Here is a 564-nt window from a genome sequence, read left to right as displayed (position 1 = left end):
GCGCTACCGCCCGGCTGACGCTCAAGGACGGCCGCATCGTCAGCCTGCCCACCACCATCCAGCCGCCCCGGCTGCGCGTGTCCCTCCTCTCCAAGACGATCGACCGGAGGCCCGACAAGGCTGTGTTCCCCCTACGCCTGACCGACGCCAACCTCTTGCCGGACGATGCGCGCATCACGCTGTCGGTCAAGGCGACCGGCGGCACGCGCTTCACCAGCCAGGAAAGCCTCGACGATGCGCGCGCCTGTGCCGAGGCGCTGGGCTGCCGCTACACCGTGATGCCGATCGCCCCGGCCGTCACGGGCATGGCGCATGCCGACGAAGCCGGCGGCCTGTCGGGCGCACCGGTGCATGAATTGTCGTTGGCGGTGATCCGCCGCCTGAGGGAACGCCTGGGCGACAGCCTGGCGATCATCGGCGTGGGCGGGGTGCTGGCGGGCCGTCAGGCCCTCGAGAAAATGCAGGCAGGCGCCGATGCGGTGCAGCTGTACACGGGCCTGATCTACCGCGGCCCCGCCCTGGTGGGCGAATGCGTGCGTGCCGTCGCACGCTGATATCGGCTAC

Annotated in this window: 1 pseudogene; it reads left to right on the top strand. The window is 70.6% G+C overall.

Annotation, left to right across the window (positions count from 1 at the left end):
- A pseudogene (locus tag PY310_RS21515) lies at positions 1-554 on the top strand (hypothetical protein); the annotation flags it as partial.
- Positions 555-564: the final 10 nt, after the last annotated feature.

This window comes from Pseudarthrobacter naphthalenicus (assembly GCF_029076445.1).
In the GTDB taxonomy this organism is placed as follows: domain Bacteria; phylum Actinomycetota; class Actinomycetes; order Actinomycetales; family Micrococcaceae; genus Arthrobacter; species Arthrobacter naphthalenicus.
This window is presented reverse-complemented; position numbering and strand designations above follow the sequence as displayed.